We start from the raw sequence: 19,173 nt of genomic DNA, 5'->3' as shown, positions 1-19,173 counted from the left end.
CTTTTCAGGAGGTTTGAAAATGAATTCAGAAAATCCCACCGAAATCCGGTTCGAACGTTATTTTTATGATTGGGTGCACTTGTACAAGGTCGGCGCGGTCCGAGAAGTCACTCTCCGAAAGTACATGATCACTCACCGCCGATTGCTGGAATTAGCTCCCGGTCTTACTCTCGCTGACCTTGACCGTAAGTCATATCAGCAACTGCTCAACGACTATGCCGAGACTCACGAAAAGCAAACAACGATGGATTTTCACCATCAACTGAAAAGCGCTGTTCTGGATGCTGTTGATGAAGGCCTAATTGACCGAGATCCCACGCGAAAAATTGTCATCAAGGGTAAAAGTCCTGGCCTAAAGAAGCCGAAGTACCTCAACCAGTTTGAACTTCATGCACTACTCACTTCCCTTGATCTCGGTCCTGACGTGACTTAGGACTGGTTCATCCTATTGGTCGCTAAAACTGGATTGCGTTTTGCGGAGGCTTTAGCCGTTACACCAAAGGATTTTGACTTTGCCAGACAAACACTGTCCATTTCAAAAACTTGGAACTACAAGGATGTTAAGCACCAGGGTTTTCAGCCGACCAAGAACCGGTCATCAAAACGCCGAATTCAAATCGACTGGCAAACCATTATGCAATTTTCTCAACTGGTGAAACAGCTGCCCGATGACCAGCCGATGTTTGTCCATGGCCGCATTTTCAATTCCACGGCCAACTACCACCTTTCCCAGCATTGCCTGGCTGCGCAAGTGCCGGTTATTTCTATCCACGGCCTGCGCCACACCCACGCGTCGCTTCTTCTGTATGCCGGCGTCTCCATTGCGAGTGTGGCGCGCCGGCTCGGTCATTCAAATATGACCACTACTCAGCAGACATATCTGCACGTAATTCACGAATTGGAGAACCAGGATAATGATAAGGTAATGCGGTACCTGGCGGGTTTGAACTAACACTGATCCACGGTGGGAGTATGAAAATGGACGCTTGAGAGCGTCCATTCTTTCTGTCTGCTGTTATTCAAACGAACATCTTTTGCAGGTATCCCTGCTTGAGTTCCTGTAGCCGGTCGATCTCTTGTTGATGAAGAGCGATAGTTGAATCCAGTAAATCCAGCAATCCCACAATCTTCTCCTGCTCTTTAGGTGAAGGAGTATCCAAATCAAACTTTTCAACGTTCGAACGACTAATACCAAAGACCTTCAGCCCCTGGCCGACTTGATACCCGTAGTGTCTAAACTTTGGTGCAGTGAGCGTAAAGTAAAGAAACAATGGAATCAATTCATTTTTGGGTCTGAAGGCGATAGTATGCAGTCCTGCAACAATCTGCTGATTATCGGTATCGAGCAGTACTGATGGAATCGCGATTTCTTGATAATCTTCCGAGGCATCAGCAACCACGACGTCCCCCTTCTTCAAAGTGACGTAAGAGCCCTTACGTATTGAGGGAAGAACACGCCAGTCATTTATTTTATCCGCTACACCAGTATGAATATCTCCATAGTGAATATATCGATATCCGGTTTCGGAACTTGTTTCGACATCTCTGGACAGAGGATAGGAACGAACGGTATCTACTAGCCGGCCAAGCTTACGCTGTTCCCAATCATCAGTGAATCCAGAGAATCGGAGCTCAGGTTGTCGCTGACCTTTTTGTGGGAAAAGTTTTTGGAGATATCCTTGTTTCAATTTTTCTAGAAGACTTTGCTTACGTTGATGAAGAGCGAGCGTAATGTCAATTGTCTTTAGAAAGTCGCCGATCTTCTTTTGTTCATTCAGGTTTGGAAGATGGATCAACCATTTTTTCACTTCATTCATCGGAACAAGATTAGTAATGGCAGATCCCGGATTCGATTCCGTCAGACGTCTCTGCATATCGTCGCCACGCATAAATTGCAGGAAAAACTCTGCATCTGTTTTCTTTGAGTCAATCTTGAAGCGAATCAGTGCCTGGTTAAAAACTCCTTTTTTTACGCCTTCTGGCACTCTTGATATCCGACCAATCGTTCCTGCTCCACTCATGATGAAATCACCGGGAGTGAGCTCGAATTTCATCAACTTTCGAAAGATATCAGCTGGGATGTTGTAACGGGTTGCGTAGTGGTCATAGATGGCATTTTGTTGTTCATAAACCACGTAATCACTTTTTGATACGAATAGACTTTTCTTCAACGCACTTCCGAATGGACCACGTCGAATACCATCTTGAGCGTCCAGCATCCAAGATAACTTACGCTGTTCCCAATCGTCAGTGAACCCACGAAACCGTAGTTCCGGCACCTTCCTTTGTTTCTTACTTGTCATCGTGATCCCCTTTATCCGTCCAAACGAGTTGACTGGCTAGTTTGTCAAACTCTGCCTGCGCATCCTGAATCTGTTGGTCTACCTCAGCCAGTTGCTGTTTGACTTCATCGATATCGATTGGCGGTTCCGGCTCAAACGTATCCACATAGCGCGGAATATTGAGGTTGTAGTCGTTCTCCTTAATTTCATCCAGTGAAGCGACGTGGGCATATTTATCCACATCTTCCCGCTTCTTATAAGCATCAAGAATCTTTTGCACGTCAACATCAGGGAGCGTATTTTGGTTCTTGCCCTTCTCAAAATCGCTGGAGGCATCAATAAAGAGCACGTCATTCCTGTCACGTCCCTTTTTGAAGACCAACACACACGTAGGAATGCTCGTCCCATAAAAGAGGTTGGCAGGCAAGCCGATGACGGTGTCCAGAACGTTGTCTTGTTCGATCATGTAGCGCCGAATCGCGCCCTCCGCAGCGCCCCGGAAAAGGACACCATGAGGCAGTACAACTGCCATTGTGCCGGTAGCGCTGAGGTGGTAGAGCATGTGCTCGACGAAGGCAAAATCTGCCTTTGACTTCGGCGCCGTTTTCCCATATTTTCTAAACCGTTCGTCATCCAGCTTGCCCGCTGGATCCCAATTGGCAGAATATGGCGGGTTGGCGACGACGGCGTCGAATGTCATGGAATCGACGTGGTCTTCTTCCAACGTGTCGCCCAAATACAGATTGAACCGGGAGTAATTAACCCCATGCATCAGCAGGTTCATTCGGGCCAAGTTATACGTGGTGCCATTGATTTCTTGACCATAGTACTCACCAACCTTGGCGTAATTACCCAACTGCAATAGTAGCGAACCAGATCCCATAGTCGGGTCATATACTTGTTTCAGTTCAGAACGACCCATGGTCACAATCTGTGCCAGCAGTTTAGAAACTTGTTGTGGTGTGTAAAATTCTCCGGCTTTCTTCCCTGCTCCGGCGGCAAATTGGCCAATCAGATATTCATACGCATCGCCCAGCACGTCGATCTTCAAGTCGGCCTCTTTGAAACTGATATTGGCCAGGGATAGGATAACTTTCCCAATTAATGCACTCCGCTTGGCGACAGTGTTGCCTAGCCGGGAGGCACTCAGATCCATGTCCTCAAACAAACCCCGAAAGTCGCTTTCGGATTCTTGGCCCAGTGTTGAATTCTGTACGGCGTTGACGGCATTCTGCAATTGTTCCACATCAAAATGACCATCCTGGATATTTTTCACGAGACTTGGGAAGAGATATTGCGGCTCAATGAAGAAGCCAACCTGGCCGACCAGCTCGTCTTTCACAGCATCCTTATAGTCTGGTTTGGCATAGGCTTCGGCGAACGTAAGGTGGTCGGGTGCCAGCATTTTATCGGCATGCTCGACAATCTGATCGGACAAGAACCGGTAGAAGATCAGGCCCAGAATGTAATTCCGATACTCGCTCGCGTCCATGTTGCCGCGCAAATCGTTAGCAATTGCCCACAGTCGTTTTTGCAGCTCGGCTTGCTGCTGTGTTTGGGTCGTATGTGTTTCTTCAGACATGTTGTTTTATTCTTCCTTCTCAGTTAAGTGTGTAATTATTGATGGCATCGGATACGAAGTCGATGATGACTTTTTTCAAGTCGCGGCGCTGGAGAAAGCCTAAGTCAGGGACTTTCCCCAGCCGATTCATGATATCCGCATCGTCGGCCCGACCATAGAACTGGTAATCAGCCATTTGTTCGGTGATCAAGTCTTGGGGAATCCTCTTTTCGCGGGCAAAGGACTGAACCGCCTTCTGCTGACTTTCCCGGAGAAACTGGGTCAAGGCATCACCGATGTCGGAATTAGGCTTCAGCTGCGGAATCACTTTATCCAGGAATTCCTTGAGCAATTCAGATTTAGCCTTCAATTCTGGACTGTCTGCATTGTCGATCATCCGTCGAATTCGCTGGCTGTCTGAATCGCGGTTTTCCTTCGAATCCAGATCAATGGATTTAATCAGATTCACGATGTACTGCACATCAATCTTGTCTTGCCGGACCAGGTTGATTTCGAAGTCAATGTCGTCCAGCACTGAACCAACCACTTTATCTGACCCGTCACTGGTGAGCCGTTCGTAAGCAGTAAAGTAGCGGCCGCGATAATTTTCCATGTCTTGCGGCGTAAAAGCCGGTGCAAACTGGCTCCAATCAAAGTCGTCGTAAACTCTGAGCTTATTGAAAATTCGGAGAACGTCGCGGAAAGACAAAACAAACTCTTTCACGGCGTCATCACCAACGTTGTACAAATCATCCACGGATTGTACGGTGGGGACAACCTGACGCAGCTTGTGAATGGCATCGGTGAAGTCGCCCTTCAACTCATCATAGCTGGGGGCTAAGAAATTAGCCGCCCCGGTGCCGCCAGAAAACAGCTTGATGGCGTCATCGGTGTCCCGCTTAAGGTTGCGGTAGGCAATAATATTGCCGAAGGGCTTGCTGTCGGTTTCTACGCGGTTGGTCCGAGAAAAAGCTTGGAGCAGTGTGTGCCATTTTAAGTAGCGATCAACGTACAATGTGGACAACTTAGGTGAGTCAAAGCCGGTCAGAAACATATTCACCACAATTAGGACGTCGATATTCTGGTCAGGTGTCCGGGAATCATGTTCCTTCATTCGTTTGGATACATCGGCAAAGTATTTCTTGAAGTCCTCAGTTGAAAAATCTGTATGGTAATACGCGTTATAGTCTTTGATAACCCGATCAAGCCCCAAGCGGGACGTCACGTCATCTGTTCCCTGGTGTTCTTCGTTATCGTCCTCGTTGGCTGTCCAGGTGTAAATCGTCGTCACGTTCAGTCGATGCTTAGGATCCAGCTTTTTGAACATGTCATAGTAGGCCAGCGCCATGCGAGTGTTGGGTACTGTAAGAATGGCGTTATAAAGCCGATTCTTTGACGTCCGATCATGGTTCAACAGAATGTGCTCAGCAATCAGTTCCAACCGCTTTGGATTTTCGTAGACTTCCCGGGTATTAATGGCATTGACCTTTTCGTCGTCCCCGGTTTCAATCCCTTTGCCCCTGATCGTACTGATGTACTGTACGGCAAAGCCCAGGACGTTCCCATCCCGAATGGCGTCTCTGATCAGATACTGATGCAGCTCCTTGTCGTACAGATCTTTAGTCGTCCGGCCGTCTGCACCGACGTTTTCTTTAAAAATCGGCGTGCCAGTGAACCCGAAGTGTTGCGCATTTTGAAACCAGTGATTAACGTCTTTGCGCATCTTGCCGAACTGGCTGCGATGACACTCATCTTCAATGAACGCTACTTTTCTGTCGTGGTATGGCGTGAGGACACTCTTAAACCGATCATTTTTGACGGCATTACTCAATTTCTGGATTGTGGTCACGATCAACGGGTTATCCAAAGACTGCAACTGCTTAACCAGTGTTGCCGTATTGTCCGTGCGGTCCAGCGCAGGGCCGCCGCCAGTGGTAGCTGGTAAGTAAGAATCGAAATTCTTTGCGGTTTGAGCGTCCAAATCAGCTCGATCAATCAGAAAGATGACCTTCTCAGCATCTGTCGTCTGGGAAAGCAGCCGGGCCGCTTTAAACGACGTAATGGTTTTACCGGAACCAGTGGTATGCCAAATAAACCCATTTTCGTCAGGATGTTGATTGGCCTGGCGAATAATGGCTTCCGTCGCATAAACCTGGTAAGGCCGCATCACCAGCATTTTTTGGTTGGACGAATCAAAAATCGTGTACCGGGCAATAATACTGTGCAGCCGCTGGGGTTTCAAAAAAGCCAGCGCAAAAGCATCCAAGTCGTTGTACCAATTATTTTGCACATCCGTCCAATAGAACATGAACTTGCTGTTGAGACTACCGTCACCATTGGCAAAATACCGGGTTTCGTTACCGTTAGAAATGATATACATCTGAACGAGTCGGAGAATTGGGACCTGCCGTTGTGTTTCCTGCTTGTACCTAATGATTTGATTAAACGCCTGCGTGAAGTCGACACCCCGACGCTTCAATTCAATCTGGACCAGAGGCAGGCCATTAACCAAAATAATAACGTCATACCGGTTTTCGTGCACTCCCTCAACGGTCAGCTGATGGGTAACTTCCCACACGTTCGCCGACCATGTTCGGCCATCAAAAAACTCTAAGTATAACGGTGAGTTATCATCCCGTTGAATCGTCACTTTTCCGGTTGGTTGAGTGTCATTTCCCCGCAAAATCTGAGCAATCTCAAAAAACGACCGGGAACGGGGCGGTGCCCCGTCAAGTGGACAGCTCAAATATTAAAAGGTCGTTCTCGTGTTGTTCCCCAATTAGGGGCGAATTAGTTACTGATTTTGGCAGTCCGCAGGGGCTGCCATTTTTGATCCAAGAACTTTCCTAATCAAATGGTCCTTCTGGAATAGTTGGATACCGATTTAGTGCCATCTCATACGTTCCCATAGAGATGCGCTTGGCCTTGGCTATCACATTTTCTGTGTAGATTTGGAACCTTGTGCGGGTCGGCGTTACAACAAATACAAGGTCGACAATCGAATCGCTTTCTTCGTCGTAAAGAAGTGAATGATCGTAGACCTGGAAAACATCACCCGCGTCGAAAATAATCTCTTCTCGCGGTTCATCACGATAAATATCAAAACCAGTAATTTGGTCCCAGGCCTGGTAAAATTGTCCTTCTCGAATCATGGTTCTCCTCCTTATGCGTCCCTCAATACACGATCAAGCCGCTGTCTTAACGGCATGATTCCGGTATTCCACGGGGGTCATGCCATCGAGTGTTTCTTGGCGCCGATTGCAGTTGTACCACAACGCGTATTCTTCAATGAGCCGCATCATTTCTTCGTATGTGTTGGCGTGGAAGAAGGCAAAATACTCAGCCTTCGCATGACTCCAGAGACTCTCCATCGGGCCGTTGTCGCCAGGCGTTCCTGGCCGTGACATGCTATGAATGACGCCGGACCCGGCTAATTCCGTGTTGTAAAGCCGGGAAGTGTAACTGGAGCCCTGATCACTGTGCAGAAGCTTAGGCAGTACTTCTTCGGCTTCTACTGCCGCCCTGAACGTGTCGGTGACCAGCGTGGCAGTCTCAGTCGGTTCAACCTCCCAGGCTACGATACTATGGTCGTAGAGGTCCTTGATCGCGCTCAGACGCAAGCGGCACTCTGAATTGAAACCGTACGTCAACTCGCTGCAGTCCGTGACCCAAACCTCGTTTGGCCGGGTAGGATGAAAGGCATGACTGCCGTCTTGGTTAAGCAATTTATTGCCAAGAATGAATTCTTTCTTCTCCGCTACTCGATCATGCTTCTTCTGACGAATCGAACACTGGATACCGTTATCCCGCATCAATCGCCGGACCCGTTTAGGGTTCACGTGATGTTGCGTTTCCCGATTGATAATCATCGTTAATCGGCGCACGCCATAAATATAATGGTTGTCCGCTTCCTGTTCCTTGATAAGACGGACCAGCTCGTCGTTTACGATGTCTTGCTTCGTCGGTTTCCGGCGCAACCACTTGTAGTAAGCAGAGCGTGGAATATCGAATATTTGGCAACACACCGATACCGAGTGGTATCGCTTGGTGACCTGGTTTACTTCTTGGGTGAGTTCGTGAATGGCAATATATTGGTGCTGTCGGTGTCGTTGCCGGCACTCCTTCTCTCTACATCCTGCAATTTTTTTAATAGTGCGATTTTCGTCTCCAGATAATCAATCCGAGCCTTGCTCTCCTTGTTCTCGAGTTTTAAACGTTCATTCTCATCAAGGATACTTTCAGGCTTACGCTGGCCGCGACGATCAGTGAGACCCTCCTCGCCGCTCTCGCGGAACTTCTTTACCCATGAATAAACTTGGCCATACGAAACACCAAAGTGCTTAATGGCCCCTTGGTAGTCCATGTCATGTGCAATGGTCCACTGTGCAATTTCAATTCTCTCAACGTAAGTCGTTTTCCTGCCCTTGGTCATGAGTGCACTCCCTCTAGTGGTCTGTAGTAGTTGACCACTATTATACAGAGAAACCCATTGGTAAACGACTGCTGGATTGGAGATGTCGTACTTAGCACACAGCTTATAGTAGGACGTCCCACCCGCTAGGTATTCCTGAACAATCTGAAACTTGAGCTCGCTGGAATACGTCGTGCGCTTACGCTGTTGGCGTCGCGGTGCTCGTTCCTTAGGGACGAGTCCGGCTGCTCCCCATTGTTTATACTTCTGTACCCATTGACTCAATGCTTCCTTGCGCGGCCCTCCGGATCGCTGAACATCCATGAGTGACTGGCCAGACAGTACTCGATTAACGAACTCAATCTTGTCTTCCAAAGAGTAACGGATTCCCTTCCGCCGCATAAAAAAACTCCCTTCTGGGAGAACAGACCTTTGATTATTTGGTCTGTCCACCCTGAAGGGAGTGTACCCAACCAATCATCTGGTTCAACGCTCGTTGAAATTCTTTGTCGGATAATGGCGTACCCTTCAATCGGTCCGCATTCCGCTGGTTCAGTATTTCTCGGAAGTGGGCATACAGCGTTGCCTCATCGGGTATGGCAACCTGTCGATACCCTACCGACTGCAGGCGCCGCAGTAACGATTCCTCTAGCTGCGACTCTGATTGATAATCATTCCCCATATTTATACACGTCTTTCTTCGCTCGTTCGCTCATTCGCTTACTTACGCTCTATCATAGCAAAAAAAGACGGTCCAGTACACGAACTGGACCGACAACTAAACGGGCGAAAATGCCGTGTGCGGGCCCGTTAAGTGTATTTTTAATTCACATGTTCCCGCGAACATGATTGACAACACGAATCGTATTATATTTTAGGCTTCCAGAATTCGCCCTTATATTTCTCCGTGCCGCGGTCAATCTCCCGCCCCATATTACCCAGATTCGGGGTAATATCATGGTAATTGTAGAGATTGACCATGTCATTGATCATTTGTTGGCTCTGGTCGTATGCCGAATGCTTTGGTAAACCGTGCTTCTTCTGCCGCGCATGTAAGGCAATTTCCACCCACAACAAAACAAATACAACTACTGTAAGGATCACAATGCCTGCGAACAAGTAGTCATTCATCAGTTTCTCCCCCAGATTATTTTAGGACACAACCTTTTTCAGCTCTACTGACTCCACATCTATTATAACAAGCGTTTTCAATTCAGCGGCAAAAATCAGCTTGTCGGAAGCCAATTTCATCTTTCATTTCTTTCGGTCTAGCGATGTCTTCCCCAGCCGTAACTGCTTGGCTACTGACGGTCTGGTATGCATCTTAACGCTGATATCGCTCAAATCATGACCGGTAGCCGTCATCAGCTTGCCCAATTTATTCAACCGAGCCACGTTATTCAACGGCTGCACCCGAATAGTGAGGTCGCTGTTGGGCAATGGGTAGAACTGGTGGAAACGCGGATCTTCGCTGATTTCTGCTTGGTGAAAAATGAGGTCGTTGTCGTCGCTGTTAGCCGCCCGATAGAATGGCGTCGGATCCAATGCCCAGAGGTCTAAAGCCACTGAAATAAAAACTGCTTTCCAATTTTTCGCGACTTTCGGCGGCTGATCAAATATACGGTAGGCGCTGACGACCTGATCCGTGATTGTTACATTGGCTTCCAAGGTCGTCCAGTCCGGCGGCAGCATGTGCTTGGCAGTATTGGTTGGCGTGATGGCAGGCCGCGGCCATGCTCGCACCGCCAAATTGTAAAGCTGCCGCTCCCGGGCCTTGAGCGTCGTCTCATTCCAGTGCTCCAATTTCGCCAGGTTCTGGTTCAGTTTGATCCCAGATTGCTGGTAACCATTTTCCATATCCCGTTTGTCCTGAAACAAGCGGTTGCTCATGCGCGAATTGAATCCGGTCAGCGTTAAATTGGCAAAGCGATTATCCCACTGGTTGTATATCAGTTCCCAATTGTGGCCGAGTTCTTGCCGCCACTTTTCAGAAAGTGTTTGCGGCATGATGTGCTCAATCGACAGATGACCCGCTTGGGCCGCGTCAAACGTAAGAGGTCGTTAAACGGGCGTATATGAAAAAGTGGCGCAACCCTCTAACATAAGGATTGCGCCACTGCTGTACTCGAATTATTTATTCGTGGCAGATCTCCTGCACTTTCGGTGACCAGGGTAAATAGTCCTGTAGGACCGTCAAGTCCCCGGGCACCGGCAAATTAGGTAATGCCGCAAACAAATAGTTCAAGTATTGACGAAGGTCGAGGTGATTTATCTCTGCAGTTTTGAGCACACTTAATAAGATGCCCGTCGCTACGGCGCCGCGTTTGCTCTGTGAGAAGAGCCAATTTTTGCGGCCCATCACCAGCTCTTTGACGGCTCGTTCGGCCCGGTTATTGGATAACTCCAACCGGCCGTCTTGGAGAACCGCCCGTAATCCTACTTCATGGCCCAGTGCGTATTCAACTGCGCGACCAAGTTTGGATTTCGGTAAGTAACTGTCACCCAATTCAAACAACCATTTGAAGAAGGCATCCATCTGCGGCTGGAGGTGTTCTTTACGCTGCGCAAGTCGCTCAGTTGCGGGCAGGCCACGCCATCCCTGTTCCAAGTGGAACATCTCATTACAGTATTGCCGACCAATGGGTGCCAATCCGGTATCACCACCGGTAACCGCTTCGTCGAACTTCCGCCGGACGTGCGCCCAGCAATAAACATTGGTCAGATCCGGCAACCGGGGATACACAGCATAGCCATCGGTCTGCAGGTATTTCGTATATCCCTTAAGGAAGCGCTCAGCTTCGCCGTACCCGCGGGTGTCGCCGTGGTCATACAGGATAATTTGATGCTCCGCAAACTTGCCTGAGGTGTAAACCCAGTAATAGGTCTTGGCCTTCTTGATGGCGAGCACCCGGTAGGGCGTCTCATCGGCGTGAATGATATCCTGGGCCAGCAGTTCTTGATGCATCAAATTGTAGAGCGGCCGCAGATATTCTTCGGCTGCCTTGATAGGCCAACCAGACAGGGCTTGCCGGGTAAAATCTGCGCCACGATTATGCCAGAGCTTTTCTTGCCGGTAATCCGGCACTTTATAGATAAATTTGGTCAAGATTGATTCGGTCACGACCGCATTTGAAGCCATACTGTGGGAGATCACGGGCTTCGGTACGTCTGCTTTCTTGGTGATTACCTTACCGTGGTCTTGTAAACACTGCTCGTTAGTGCAGACGTAAGTGTGCTGGTAAACAGTGGTGGCCAACAACTTAACGGGGACAAAGTCGACCTCTTTACGTACGGCTGTCCGCCCAATATCGGCCATCATCTTCCCACATCCTGGGCAAATCTGATCTTCAGTGTCTAAAGTATAGTCGCGAGTGTTTTGTGGTAATTGACTCAGGTCCATCGATTTTCGGTGAACCACTTTCTTAGGGCGTTTCTTGACTGGCTCGTCTTCGCCACTCGCCTTGGCGACCGCTGCTTGTTCTTCCTGGGTGAGCACGTGTTCGTTGAAGAGGTTGGTTTGCCCATCTGGCAAATTTTGGCTGGATTCGCGGCGACGACCATAGAGAACACGTTTCAATACGGCCAGCTGCTCCTGCATCTGTTGGTTTTCGTGGAGTAAATTTTGGACGATAGTCCGTAATTGCTCGGGGGTGGCATCTGCGAGTGCAATGCTATTTTTTGGGTCGACCAATGTGTGGCCCTCCTGAATTATTGATTATTGGATTATATCATTTATAGATCATAAAAAGGAAGAGGTAATACCAAATTTCATTTGGCATCCTCTTCCACATTTAATTGGTATATCCGACCCTGCGGTCATGAATGGTACGCCTCTCAATAATACTTAGACCAGTGATCAATCGTTTTAACTGGTAATGGCTTAGTCGTTGTACGTCGGACCGGTTGCGGGGCCATTGCAGGTGGCCGTTCTCGAACCGCTTGTAATAGAGGACGAAGCCGCTGCGATCCCAGTAAAGGGCCTTGAACCGGTCCCGCTGACTGCCGCAAAATAGGAATAGTGAGTGGTCGTACGGGACTTCGTTCTCACCATAGAGTTCCCGCAGTGAGGCAGCTAAACCGTCAATTCCTTTGCGGAGGTCAGTCTTGCCACAGATGATGTAGATGTTAAGTTCTTGGATATTGGGGAACATTACCAGTCAACTCCTGTAAGACGATGTGCAGAGTGCTCCGATCAGCACCATTATAAAAAATCACTTCGGCATCTTTGAGCTTGATTCGAGCAGCTATCTGGGGCTTCCCACCAGTGCTGGGTGTCCGATCTGTCATTTGAACCGGCACAATATCTTTAATTTGAACCATAAAAAGCCTCCTTGTGCACTTGATGACTCAAGCATACAAGGAGGCTACGGCGCGAACCATATACCCGTTTAACGACCGCTTACCGTCAAACAGGTCCTGATGCTCTCCAAGAACATTATTCAGCTCATCGAAGACAAACCAGAACGAGCGATCCGCGTAATGGTAATAATCCTTTTTCGCCAGCGCGTCGTTCAAAGCCTGATCCGTTGGGAACAACTTGTTTTCAACCACTCGACTCGTCAATTGCCACCCTAACGCCGTGACATAATCCTGGCTGGTCATCCGCATCAACTGCTCGACTTGCCGATTCAAGATACCGAAAAATGTGTTGAGCCCAGTTGACGGACTGCCCACAAACAGCCGTCTGGCTAAATAACTCAGAATAATCGCTAACACGTTAGAAAGCTCTTCACCGGTGAGCCGGCCCGAATTGTTCATTTTGAACAACTGAAGAAAATACGGCGTGGTAATATCGTTATTCATTCGGCCCAGCCGAATCAACAACTCCCGGGCCCGTGGATCGGGGTAATCCTCAACTTGGTGATGCTGCGGATCCTGATCAGGCTGTAATACTTGGCCACCTGACTTTCCTTCCGTAATTCATCAATGCGGTCAAACCCCGGAGCTTCACCGATAAATCGCCGATAGTCGTCGTGGATCTGCTGTTCCAAAGTGATTTTCGACCGAACAGCCAACGATGTCAGATAGTGCCGGAAAAATTTGGACAATTCACCCCGACCGACCAGCTTTTCGTTTTTCTGCCAAATCGCGTAGGCCTGCTTTTGCTGGTCGCCATGTAAGTCCATCAGCAGGAAGTTGCGAATTTTATCGGCTTCGGTTAGATCCAACCCAGTGGAATTGAGACTTTCAAAAATTAACTGGGCGTCGTCATCCTGCTGAACGGTAATTGACATCACGACCAGCCGTTGCTCCAAGACGGTTAGCCAATCCTGTGGCGACATCTTCGGATCGTCTTTGAGCACCTGCTGAAACAAGACGTAGGTGTCCCTAAATAGCGACGGCTTGGCCGCTGCCCCATTCTCTAAGACATCTACATATTCTTCCTCGTCACCTGGCACCGAGTGCAGGCGATTCTTGTGCACATTCTCGTGGTCGTACTTGTCGATCAAGTATAGATCATCGATTCGTTGATGGGTTTCATCAGTTCTTGGAAATGTATCCCGAATGGCCATCAGAAAGAGAGAAATGGTGGTGATTCGTTGCTGCCCATCGATCACCGAAAAATCGTTGATGCCCTCAACTGTGGCATCCAAAATGAGACTACCCAGAAAATAATGCGGCCGGTGCTGCTCCTCCGCTAAGCGCAGATCGTCAACCAACCGTTCCACCTGGACCTTTACCCAACTATAGCGGCGCTGGTAAACCGGAATATAGTAATGATTCCCCTTCATTACTTGCGTGACTAAATTTTGCGAACTTCCTTGCATAATTTTTCACTCCCCCAACATACGTTTGCTTTGATTGTAGCAGATAACGGAGTTGATGGTGAGCATTTGTGATTGAAAATACAGAAAAGGCCATCCGCTTTTGCGAATGACCAATAAACTCAGTAACCAGATTTAATTCCGGTACACCAAGAGCACAACCATTTAGCAGGTTCTGGAAGAATCCATTAGCAGTTTCAATCCGCGCACCCCTAGAGGTGCGACCAACCCCCTTCGGCCTGGTCGGTCTGCATGCATCTTTCAATTCACGCACCCCAAAGGATGCGATACAATCCTGACCCAATGTCGCTGCAGGAGAAAGTCTTTCAATTCACGCATCCCCGAAAGATACGACCGCAACAATTCATAACGCCATTGCAGCGGGTATAGCACAGTGACCACTAACACGTAGAGGCTTGTGGCTCTATGAAGATTTTACCAAGTTCGACGGTGAAACAGCAATAATGATGCTTGCATTAATTAAAGATTGCACGTGCTACCCATCGAAACAAAAAATCCACCCGCTTCCGCGAGTGGACCATGAAATATTAAACTCAATTACTCAGGCAATTGCCCATCCCAACCAGCATCCCGAGTTAATTCCAAAGAATCAAACCCGGCCATGGTCAGATACATCTTGCCATTGCTGATCTTCGCGAGAATATTATTGATCCCCGGCTTAGTGGCCCGGAAGAGCACGCGGCCGTCAGCCATTTGTTCAGCAACTACCGGTGACTGAGTTGTATTGCCGTCTTGGGTTACGACCATCGTCCCGGTAGTGGTGTAGTAAATCGTAAATCCGTCTGCACCATCCCACTTACCGTGGAATTGCGCCAACGGTACGGCGGATTCAGTCGAGCTGCTTTCAGCTGCTGCCTGCTTGCTGCTAGAAGACGCAACGCTGCTAGTGCTGCTGCTCTGCGGTTGACTGCTGGTTGTCGCAGCAGCCTGCTGCTGACTGCTTTGGGTGCTGGCTGCCGGTGCGCTGTATGTATCATTATTCGCTACCGGTTGGCTGGATTCAGTTGATTGGGAAGCACTGTTTTGATCAGTGCCCTCGCTATTGTCCGGTGTGGAACTAGCGGTAGCGGCAACCTGCTTGTCACTGCTCTTTTTGCTTTCAGATTTCTTTTCTGACTTCTTAGGTGCCTTCACGGATGAGGATGTCGTATCGGACTGGGACACTGCAGCGCTGTGATTGTTGGTGCCTTCACTGCAACCAGCCAAAAGAATTAACGATAATGCGGATATAAGTGCGATGTGCAATGTACGTGTCTTCATATTTATCACCTCGTAAACAGTGTAACCGACCAAAACGCTGGAAACAACCCTATGTTACAAAATTGTTACCTAGTTTGTAAGGCTTTAGAAATATTTAGACTTTTGTCCGCCAATGGCTTTCCCACCCCAGACTCGGTATGCTGGTAGTAGTAACTAGCGAAAGGATGACCACCATGAGATACAGAACTTTAGGAAAAACTGGTTTAAAAATCAGCGAAGTCTCCCTCGGCACCTGGCAGCTTGGCGGCAAATGGGGCGACCCGTTCAGCACTCAAGACGCCCAAGACACCCTCGCCGCGGCCTATGACGCCGGCGTGAACTTTTTCGACACCGCCGACGTCTACCAAGACGGCCAAAGCGAGCACGCCATCGGCCAGTTCCGCAAGACTCACGACGACATCATCATTTCCACGAAAATCGGCCGCAAGCTACCGGAACAAACGGCGGCCGGTTATTCACCGGACAATATCCGCCAATGGATCGATGATTGTCTAACCAACCAAGGCGTCGACGCCCTGGACAATGTCCTGCTCCACTGTCCCAGTTTCGATACATATTACACGCCTGAGACTTTCTTCACGTTGGATCAGCTCCAAAAAGAGGGCAAGATCAAGAACTACGGGGTGAGTGTCGAAAAGGTGGAGCAGGCTATCAAGGCCCTGGACTACAACATCGGCAGCGTGGAGATCATTTTCAACATGTTCCGCCTGCGCCCGGCCAAGCTGTTCTTCAAGCTGGCCAAGCAGCACAACGTCGGCATCCTTGCCCGGGTGCCGCTGGCTTCGGGTCTGCTGTCTGGTAAATACACCCTGGATACCCAGTTCGGTCCCAACGATCAACGGACGACGAATCGTCACGGGGAGCAATTTGACAAGGGTGAGACCTTCTCCGGTGTCGACTACGCCACCGGCGTGAAGGCTGCCAATGAACTGAAGGCCCGGCTGCACACCGACAACCTGGCCGCCACTGCCCTGCGCTGGATCCTGATGTTCGACGCCGTCTCCACCGTGATTCCCGGCGCCAGCAAGGCCAGCCAGATCAGCCGCAACACGACGGCCGCCGACCTGCCCGCCCTGACCCACGAGCAAATGGGCATCGTCCAAGATGTCTACGACCAATATATTAAAGATCCAGTTGACTACCTCTGGTGATCAGCTACCCATCAAGCTTAAGAAAATGGCTGACCAAGGCCTATGCGCGCGCTGGTCAGCCATTTTTCTATCCCATTACAAATTACAAATCCCGATACTCGTACAATCTCCGAGCCAGCCAGAGCGACCCAACAAACAGCACCGCACCAACGGCTAAGGCAATCCCGCCAATCCGCAGGCCCCGACGAGAAAGAAAGCCGGCCGTCCCCACGAATTGGGAAGAAATACCGCCCAGATACCCGACAAACAACCCAGTAACGATAAAGGGCAGAAAAACCGCGTACGGCGCTTTCTCATAACTCACCCGCATCAGAATCGGATACTGCACGGCGGTCATCATCAGCAGCATGTAGGGGCCGACCAGAGAGACAGACAGCAGGATCTGGAAGTCGCTGCCGAACAGCGCCGGCCGCAGCAGATGGATCACCATCAGTGTCAGCCACGTATTCCCCAACATCAACAGCCCCACCGTGAGCGCAAACAGATAGTGGCCATGGACCACGTCCCGCCGGCGAATCGGCAGCATGGCGTACAGCGCATCCAGACTGCGCTGGGCGCTGGAGATAAACGGCGTGATCAGATACGCGCCGGAGCCGCCGATCATGCTGCCGAAGCCGATCAAAAACGCATCTTCGCGCATCGGGCTGTATGCTAACCCAATCGTGATCAGATCAATGGCCAAGTAAATATAGACCACATTATTTCGCGCACTGACGGCGTGCATGTCGAGCATCATCATTTTATAAGCGTTGCGCATGCGCGTGCCTCCCAAACTTATTCATCACAAATCCCGCTGGCCGTACAACCGCCGGGCCACCAACAGCGACACCAGGAACACCGCCGCCCCACCGGCCAAGCTCAAGCCTAGCAAGGGATACCCGCGAGCAGAAAAGACCCCCTGGGGCCCAAGCAGATCAGTAGACGACCCGGCGATGTACCCCGACACCAGGCCCGCCGCCACGATCGGCAAGAAGATCAAATACGGCGCCTTTTCGTAACCGATCCGCATCACTATCGGATATTGCAGGGACGACATCAGCAGCAGCATAAACGGCCCGACGAGGGCAAAGGCAATCAAGATCGGCAAATCAGCACCGAACAGCGTCGGCCGCAGCCAGTGAAGTACAATCACGATCAGCCAGGTGTTCAGGAGCAGCAGTCCGCCAAGCGTGACCGCAAACAAGTAATGCCCATTCACCACATCCCGCCGGCGCACTGGCAGCAAAGCATAAAACGCGTCGAGTCCGCGCTGACCACTGGCAATGAACGGGGTGATGAGACACGCCCCCGATCCGCCGATCAGACCGCCGAACCCAACCAGGAACGCCGTTTTCTGCATGGGACTGAACGCTAAGGCCACGGTGACCAGGTCCGTGATGAGATAAATGAACAAGATACTGCTGCGTGTATTCACGGACCGCATATCGAGCCGCATGATCCGCACTGCATTACGCATGGGGGCCCCTCCCAAAGTAAATCATCAATTCTTCCAGCGTGATGCTTTCCTGAAGCAGGGTATCTGGCAAACCCACCGTCTGATCCACCGCCAGCAAGCCGCTGAACCCTTCGCTGTGGGTCCGCAGGCCAATCAACGCGGCCCGCAAGGCCGGCGTCAAATCAGCTAAGCCGCCTTTGATCAATACATACTGACCCAGCAGATCATCCACGTGGCCAAAGAACTGCTGCCGGCCGCCGCGAATGTACAGCAGAAAGTCCGCGATTCGTTCCAAGTCTCCGGTCAGATGGGTCGACAGCAGCACCGAATGCTGCCCATCCGCGATAAAGTCCTGCAACCGGGTCAGCAGTTCATCCCGGGCCAGCGGATCCAGTCCCGCCGTGGGTTCATCCAAAATCAGCAAGCGCGGATGATGGGCTAAGGCCGCCGCTAATTGCAGCTTCACCTGGGTCCCCCGGGACATGCTCTTATACTTGGTCTTCAGCGGAATCTCCATGTCGGTGCACAATTGGTCAAAATACGCATCATCCCATTGGGGGAAGAAAGACCGCAGACTTTTTGCCACCTGCTTCACCCGCCAATAATCGGGATACAGGGTGGTATCCAGCTGCACGCCCAAACTGTCCCGCAGGGCGATCCGGTCGGCCGCGGTCGCGGCGCCGAGCAAGCTGATGGTTCCCGCATCCGGCCGAATCATATCCAGCAAGGCTTTGATGGTAGTGGTTTTCCCCGCCCCATTGGGCCCGATCATGCCCATGATGTAGCCGGCGGGCAAATGGAAATGGATCCCATGCAGGGTGAACTCCTTATACTGTTTCGCTAAACCGTCCACGACGATCAGATTTTCTTCCTCACCGGTCACCATCATCACCACTTTCTGCTGCAATCAGCGTATCAAGCATCGTGTGCAGGTCCTGCACGGGAATCTTCGCCAGCTGGGCCGCCGCCAGGGCATCGCCGAGGTGCTCCTCAATCTCCCGCAGGGCGTGCTCCTGGACCAGCGCACTATCCTGGCCCAGCACGTAACTGCCTTTGCCCTGGACGTTGTTCACGAATCCCTGCTCCTCCAGGTCATGGTAGGCCCGCGTCGTGGTGATCACACTGATCTGCAAATCTTTTGCGAGCTGACGAATGGAGGGCAGCAATGTGCCCTCCACCAGATCGCCAGCAAGAATGGCGGTTTTAATTTGGTCTTCGATCTGTTGATAGATCGGAATACCCGCTTTATTCGATACGACGATCCGCATACTGCCGCCTCTGCTTTCT

19 protein-coding genes and 1 pseudogene are annotated in these 19,173 nt (G+C 50.2%); 2 read left to right on the top strand and 18 right to left on the bottom strand.

Translation table 11 applies throughout. From position 1 onward, the window contains the following. The first annotated feature begins 19 nt into the window (after positions 1-19). Positions 20-952: pseudogene (locus FMM01_RS02905) on the top strand (site-specific integrase). A 67-nt stretch (positions 953-1,019) separates the two neighbouring features. Here the strand turns inward: FMM01_RS02905 and FMM01_RS02900 are convergent. From FMM01_RS02900 to FMM01_RS02835, 14 genes are all read right to left on the bottom strand, one after another. Next, the gene (locus tag FMM01_RS02900) at positions 1,020-2,303 is read right to left on the bottom strand and encodes a restriction endonuclease subunit S (protein ID WP_150391626.1); all 1,284 of its coding nucleotides are present in this window, start codon (positions 2,301-2,303) and stop codon (positions 1,020-1,022) included. After that, positions 2,293-3,864: a type I restriction-modification system subunit M gene (locus FMM01_RS02895; RefSeq protein ID WP_150391625.1), complete on the bottom strand. Its 1,572-nt coding sequence runs from the start codon at positions 3,862-3,864 to the stop codon at positions 2,293-2,295. The genes FMM01_RS02900 and FMM01_RS02895 overlap by 11 nt, the downstream gene beginning before the upstream one ends. Before the next feature lie 19 nt (positions 3,865-3,883). Next, entirely contained in the window at positions 3,884-6,526 is a 2,643-nt protein-coding gene (locus FMM01_RS02890; protein ID WP_223849998.1) for a type I restriction endonuclease subunit R, read from the bottom strand. Positions 6,527-6,689: 163 nt separating this feature from the next. Further along, positions 6,690-6,995 carry a hypothetical protein gene (locus tag FMM01_RS02885; protein WP_056990078.1) on the bottom strand — a complete coding sequence of 102 codons (306 nt, stop codon included), beginning with the start codon at positions 6,993-6,995 and terminating at the stop codon, positions 6,690-6,692. Positions 6,996-7,028: 33 nt separating this feature from the next. Continuing rightward, positions 7,029-7,868, bottom strand: a complete 840-nt coding sequence (locus tag FMM01_RS02880; RefSeq protein ID WP_063516983.1) for an IS3 family transposase — start codon at positions 7,866-7,868, stop codon at positions 7,029-7,031. A 32-nt stretch (positions 7,869-7,900) separates the two neighbouring features. Continuing rightward, complete coding sequence (locus FMM01_RS02875) at positions 7,901-8,656, bottom strand: helix-turn-helix domain-containing protein (protein WP_150391623.1); 756 nt, start codon at positions 8,654-8,656, stop codon at positions 7,901-7,903. Positions 8,657-9,121: 465 nt separating this feature from the next. Next, a complete protein-coding gene (locus FMM01_RS02870; protein WP_150391622.1) occupies positions 9,122-9,385 on the bottom strand; it encodes a hypothetical protein in 264 nt (87 codons plus the stop codon). A 123-nt stretch (positions 9,386-9,508) separates the two neighbouring features. Further along, the gene (locus FMM01_RS02865; protein ID WP_223850034.1) at positions 9,509-10,264 is read right to left on the bottom strand and encodes an HNH endonuclease family protein; all 756 of its coding nucleotides are present in this window, start codon (positions 10,262-10,264) and stop codon (positions 9,509-9,511) included. A gap of 124 nt (positions 10,265-10,388) precedes the next feature. Next, entirely contained in the window at positions 10,389-11,945 is a 1,557-nt protein-coding gene (gene tnpC, locus FMM01_RS02860; RefSeq protein WP_150391513.1) for an IS66 family transposase, read from the bottom strand. A gap of 100 nt (positions 11,946-12,045) precedes the next feature. After that, complete coding sequence (gene tnpB, locus FMM01_RS02855) at positions 12,046-12,405, bottom strand: IS66 family insertion sequence element accessory protein TnpB (RefSeq protein ID WP_057824131.1); 360 nt, start codon at positions 12,403-12,405, stop codon at positions 12,046-12,048. Continuing rightward, entirely contained in the window at positions 12,380-12,574 is a 195-nt protein-coding gene (locus FMM01_RS02850; protein WP_146995692.1) for a hypothetical protein, read from the bottom strand. Before FMM01_RS02850 ends, tnpB begins: the two co-directional genes overlap by 26 nt. A gap of 27 nt (positions 12,575-12,601) precedes the next feature. Beyond that, positions 12,602-13,057, bottom strand: coding sequence for a hypothetical protein (locus FMM01_RS02845; protein WP_150391620.1), 456 nt, complete (start codon positions 13,055-13,057; stop codon positions 12,602-12,604). Between the two features lie 14 nt (positions 13,058-13,071). Next, entirely contained in the window at positions 13,072-14,022 is a 951-nt protein-coding gene (locus FMM01_RS02840) for a DUF262 domain-containing protein (protein ID WP_150391619.1), read from the bottom strand. Between the two features lie 555 nt (positions 14,023-14,577). Beyond that, entirely contained in the window at positions 14,578-15,300 is a 723-nt protein-coding gene (locus FMM01_RS02835) for a hypothetical protein (protein WP_150391618.1), read from the bottom strand. A 173-nt stretch (positions 15,301-15,473) separates the two neighbouring features. On the opposite strand from FMM01_RS02835, the gene FMM01_RS02830 reads away from it, so the two are divergent. Further along, positions 15,474-16,451 (top strand): aldo/keto reductase, encoded by a 978-nt coding sequence (locus tag FMM01_RS02830; RefSeq protein WP_150391617.1) that lies wholly within the window; start codon positions 15,474-15,476, stop codon positions 16,449-16,451. Between the two features lie 82 nt (positions 16,452-16,533). On the opposite strand, the gene FMM01_RS02825 is transcribed toward FMM01_RS02830, so the two are convergent. The 4 genes from FMM01_RS02825 to FMM01_RS02810 are packed head-to-tail and all read right to left on the bottom strand — an operon-like array spanning position 16,534 to position 19,154. Further along, positions 16,534-17,208 (bottom strand): ABC-2 transporter permease, encoded by a 675-nt coding sequence (locus tag FMM01_RS02825; RefSeq protein WP_150391616.1) that lies wholly within the window; start codon positions 17,206-17,208, stop codon positions 16,534-16,536. A 24-nt stretch (positions 17,209-17,232) separates the two neighbouring features. Next, positions 17,233-17,907: an ABC-2 transporter permease gene (locus FMM01_RS02820; protein ID WP_150391615.1), complete on the bottom strand. Its 675-nt coding sequence runs from the start codon at positions 17,905-17,907 to the stop codon at positions 17,233-17,235. Beyond that, positions 17,900-18,775: an ABC transporter ATP-binding protein gene (locus FMM01_RS02815; protein ID WP_415651959.1), complete on the bottom strand. Its 876-nt coding sequence runs from the start codon at positions 18,773-18,775 to the stop codon at positions 17,900-17,902. The genes FMM01_RS02820 and FMM01_RS02815 overlap by 8 nt, the downstream gene beginning before the upstream one ends. Then, complete coding sequence (locus FMM01_RS02810) at positions 18,759-19,154, bottom strand: GntR family transcriptional regulator (protein WP_027828961.1); 396 nt, start codon at positions 19,152-19,154, stop codon at positions 18,759-18,761. The genes FMM01_RS02815 and FMM01_RS02810 overlap by 17 nt, the downstream gene beginning before the upstream one ends. Positions 19,155-19,173: the final 19 nt, after the last annotated feature.

The sequence above is a fragment of the Schleiferilactobacillus harbinensis genome, from assembly GCF_008694105.1.
Taxonomy (GTDB): domain Bacteria; phylum Bacillota; class Bacilli; order Lactobacillales; family Lactobacillaceae; genus Schleiferilactobacillus; species Schleiferilactobacillus harbinensis.
Note: the sequence above shows the minus strand (reverse complement) of the source record. Positions and strands in the feature narration are given on the sequence as shown.

Coding starts and splice junctions, on each gene's coding strand:
- FMM01_RS02900 (WP_150391626.1), bottom strand. CDS start 2,303: ATGACAAGTAAGAAACAAAGGAAGGTGCCGGAACTACGGTTTCGTGGG.
- FMM01_RS02895 (WP_150391625.1), bottom strand. CDS start 3,864: ATGTCTGAAGAAACACATACGACCCAAACACAGCAGCAAGCCGAGCTG.
- FMM01_RS02885 (WP_056990078.1), bottom strand. CDS start 6,995: ATGATTCGAGAAGGACAATTTTACCAGGCCTGGGACCAAATTACTGGT.
- FMM01_RS02875 (WP_150391623.1), bottom strand. CDS start 8,656: ATGCGGCGGAAGGGAATCCGTTACTCTTTGGAAGACAAGATTGAGTTC.
- FMM01_RS02870 (WP_150391622.1), bottom strand. CDS start 9,385: ATGAATGACTACTTGTTCGCAGGCATTGTGATCCTTACAGTAGTTGTA.
- tnpB (WP_057824131.1), bottom strand. CDS start 12,405: ATGTTCCCCAATATCCAAGAACTTAACATCTACATCATCTGTGGCAAG.
- FMM01_RS02850 (WP_146995692.1), bottom strand. CDS start 12,574: ATGGTTCAAATTAAAGATATTGTGCCGGTTCAAATGACAGATCGGACA.
- FMM01_RS02845 (WP_150391620.1), bottom strand. CDS start 13,057: ATGAATAACGATATTACCACGCCGTATTTTCTTCAGTTGTTCAAAATG.
- FMM01_RS02840 (WP_150391619.1), bottom strand. CDS start 14,022: ATGCAAGGAAGTTCGCAAAATTTAGTCACGCAAGTAATGAAGGGGAAT.
- FMM01_RS02835 (WP_150391618.1), bottom strand. CDS start 15,300: ATGAAGACACGTACATTGCACATCGCACTTATATCCGCATTATCGTTA.
- FMM01_RS02830 (WP_150391617.1), top strand. CDS start 15,474: ATGAGATACAGAACTTTAGGAAAAACTGGTTTAAAAATCAGCGAAGTC.
- FMM01_RS02825 (WP_150391616.1), bottom strand. CDS start 17,208: ATGCGCAACGCTTATAAAATGATGATGCTCGACATGCACGCCGTCAGT.
- FMM01_RS02820 (WP_150391615.1), bottom strand. CDS start 17,907: ATGCGTAATGCAGTGCGGATCATGCGGCTCGATATGCGGTCCGTGAAT.
- FMM01_RS02815 (WP_415651959.1), bottom strand. CDS start 18,775: ATGATGGTGACCGGTGAGGAAGAAAATCTGATCGTCGTGGACGGTTTA.
- FMM01_RS02810 (WP_027828961.1), bottom strand. CDS start 19,154: ATGCGGATCGTCGTATCGAATAAAGCGGGTATTCCGATCTATCAACAG.